Annotated in this window: 2 protein-coding genes; both read right to left on the reverse strand. The window is 63.1% G+C overall.

Annotation, left to right across the window (positions count from 1 at the left end):
• Window positions 1-184 precede the first annotated feature (184 nt).
• Complete coding sequence (locus AC1D00_RS34530) at window positions 185-2437, reverse strand: TonB-dependent siderophore receptor (RefSeq protein WP_477013762.1); 2253 nt, start codon at window positions 2435-2437, stop codon at window positions 185-187.
• Between the two features lie 178 nt (window positions 2438-2615).
• Window positions 2616-2922: MarR family winged helix-turn-helix transcriptional regulator (locus AC1D00_RS34535; RefSeq protein WP_477013763.1), on the reverse strand; the 307-nt coding region annotated here is incomplete at its 5' end.

Raw genomic sequence — 2922 nt, forward strand, 5'->3', positions numbered from 1 at the left:
TGCCGGGGCGTCGCACGCGCCGCGCTCGCATGAGCTCCGGGCCGGGGGGCATCGCCCGGCAGCTCATCGACCTCCCGGTGGAAGATCAGCGGTATCAGTCAGCGAAGCAGACAGAGGGCCAAGATCAGGCCGGTCCGAGGCCCGACAGGCGCAGCTTCACGTTGGCCTGTCCTCGTCGTTTGCCTCACCATTTGTAGGAGACGCTGGCGGTGATGCGCCGGCGGTCGCCGTAGAAGCAGGACGAGGCCGAGGCGCAACTTGCGACATAGATCTTGTCGGTCAGATTGATCACGTTGAGTGCCGTGCGCCAGTTCTGCCATTCGTAGTGGAGCGCGAGGTCGCCGAGAACCACCGCGGGAACTTCGAGCGTATTGGCGGTGTCGGCCCAGGACGAGCCGACGTAGCGGACCCCGCCGCCGAAGCCGAACCCCGTCAGCGGTCCTTCCTTGAAGGTGTAGTCGGCCCAGCCTGACGCCAGGAGTGAAGGCGTGTTGGTCGGCGTCTTGCCGACCAGCGTCGGATCGAGATCCCTGCTGGTGAAGATGTGATAGCTGGTGAAGGCGCCAATCAGCTTCAGCTCCTTCGTAACATTGGCCACCGCTTCAAGCTCGATGCCGCGCGAGGTCACCTCGCCGGTCTGGTTCTGCAGCAATGAATTCGACGGATCGGTCGTTAGCGCGTTCTGGCGCTTCAGGTCGAAAGCCGAAACCGTGAAATAGCCATCGAAGCCCTTGGGCTGCACTTTCAAGCCGACTTCGGCCTGCTTGCCGGTTTCCGGCAAGAGCAACTGGTTGCTGGCATTCAAGCCAATGACCGGGTTGTAGCTCGTCGAATAGGAGACGTAGGGCGCGATGCCGTTGTCGAAATTGTAGATCAGGCCCGCGCGTCCGCTGAACCTGCTGTCGTCGCGGCTGGCAACCATGGCGCCCGTAAAGCGCTTGTCCTGAGTGGTCTCGACCCAATCATTGCGGCCGCTCAGCACCAGCGTGAAATTGCCGAGCTTCATCTGGTCCTGGAGATAGGTACCGGCCTGCTTCTGCGTGATCCGGAAGTTTCGGAACGGATCGCCCGCGAACGGAATGTCGCTCAATCCGTAGGTGGGATTGAAGACGCTGATCGAGGGCACGCCGCCCCCGAAGAGCTGGTAATCGTCGATCTGATAGCCCTTCAAGTCGACGCCGAACAGCATCGTGTGTTTCAACGGGCCGGCGTCGAAGCGATACTCCAGCTGGTTGTCGAGATCGGCCTGGTTGGCGGTGTTCTTCGCATACCAATTGTAGCGGTTGAGAGTGGCCGTGTTGACGTCGGCCCAACCATTGCCGACGTAACCGCGATAGGTCACGTCGACATGGGCGAAGCGCGCATTCTGCCGGAACGTCAGATCGTCGTTGAGATTGCGCTCGAACTGGTAGCCGAGCATCTCCTGCTCGCGCGTGAACTTGTCGACATTCGGATCGCCGGCAAAGAAGCTGGTCGGGATCTTGCCGAAGGGCGAATTGGTCACCGTGCCCTGGTAGGGCAGGAAGTTGATGCCACGCGTGTCCTGCTTCGAGGCCGAGGCCAGCACCGTGAAGGTGGTGTCGGCATCCGGCTTCCAGGTGACCGACGGCGCGATGAAGTAGTTGTTGTCCGGCGTGAAGTTGACCTGGGTCGGGCCGTTCTGGACCTGGCCGACGACGCGGTAGAACAGCTTGCCGTTCCCGCTCTGCGTCGCGACCGGCCCGCCGACGTCGAAGCCGACATAGGCGTTGCCGAAATTGTTGACACCCGTCTCGACGTAGCGGATCGGCTCGGCCGGCGGCATCTTGCTGATGACGTTGACGATGCCACTCGGGCTCGATCCGCCATAGAGCACCGCCGACGGGCCGCGCAGCACCTCGACACGCTCCATGTTGGGCGTCTGGAGCTTCCAGCTCGCATAGGACGTGTAGAACAGCTGCATGCCGTCGAGGAACAGCCCGACGTCGTCGGACTTGAAGCCGCGGATCAGCCACCAGTCGTTGCGCGTATCCGCGCCGAAGGTCCCTGCCCGCACGCCGGCGGTGTAGCGCAGCACCTCGTCGAGCTTGTTCGGCTTCTGGTCGCGGATCTGTTCCGCGCCGATCACCGAGACCGCCTGCGGCGTCTCCATGATCGGCGTATTGGTTTTCGTGCCCGACGAGCTGCGACCGGCAACGTAGCCATTCACCGGCCCGCGCGGCGTCTCGACGAAGCCGACATTGCGCTGCGGTTGCGGCTTGTTGCGATTGGCGGCCTCCACCGACCGCCGCGGTGCGCTGTGCACGACCGAAGCGGGTGCGCGGCGGCGCGCCTCCGGCGCCGTGACGGTCACCGACGGCAAGCTCTGTGCGCCACCCTGCGTAGACGATTGTGCGAGCGATGCCGGCGGCACCAAGACCCAAGCGGATGCGGTCGCCAACACGGCCGACCGCAGCATTCCAAGACTGTTCAACGCGCCACCCCAAAGCTGCATGTTCGATGCGTCATGCCGTGGTCTCCCAGCACGGCATGCGCTTAAAGGTGACGCTTATGAGAGGGCGCGCGATTTCCCTAATTGAAAGCTTCTTAGAGAGACTCTTAGAAGCGATCCATTATTTCCAGGGATTGCCGAGACATCAGCGCGAATTCTTTTCGGCCTCGAGCATCTCGGCGGCAACCGCGCTGAGCTGATCGATCTGCCGCAGCAGCGCATCGAACTCGGCTTCGCTCAGCTGTTCCAGCAGGCGCCGGTTGCGCTCCTGCGCGCCTTCGACGATCGCATCATGCGCGGCAAGGCCGGTTGCGGTCAGCGAGACCAGCACTTCGCGGCTATCCTTCGGATTTGCCGACTTCGCGATCAGCTTGCGCGACACGAGGTTCGCGAGCGCGCGGCTGATCTGTCCCTTGTCCTGGCCGACGGCCTCAGCGAGCCGCGCCACGCTC

Source organism: Bradyrhizobium sp. P2_E8, from assembly GCF_056403875.1.

Bases quoted from the DNA above. Each gene is read 5' to 3' on its own strand.
- AC1D00_RS34530 (WP_477013762.1), bottom strand. From the start codon at position 2,437: ATGCTGCGGTCGGCCGTGTTGGCGACCGCATCCGCTTGGGTCTTGGTG.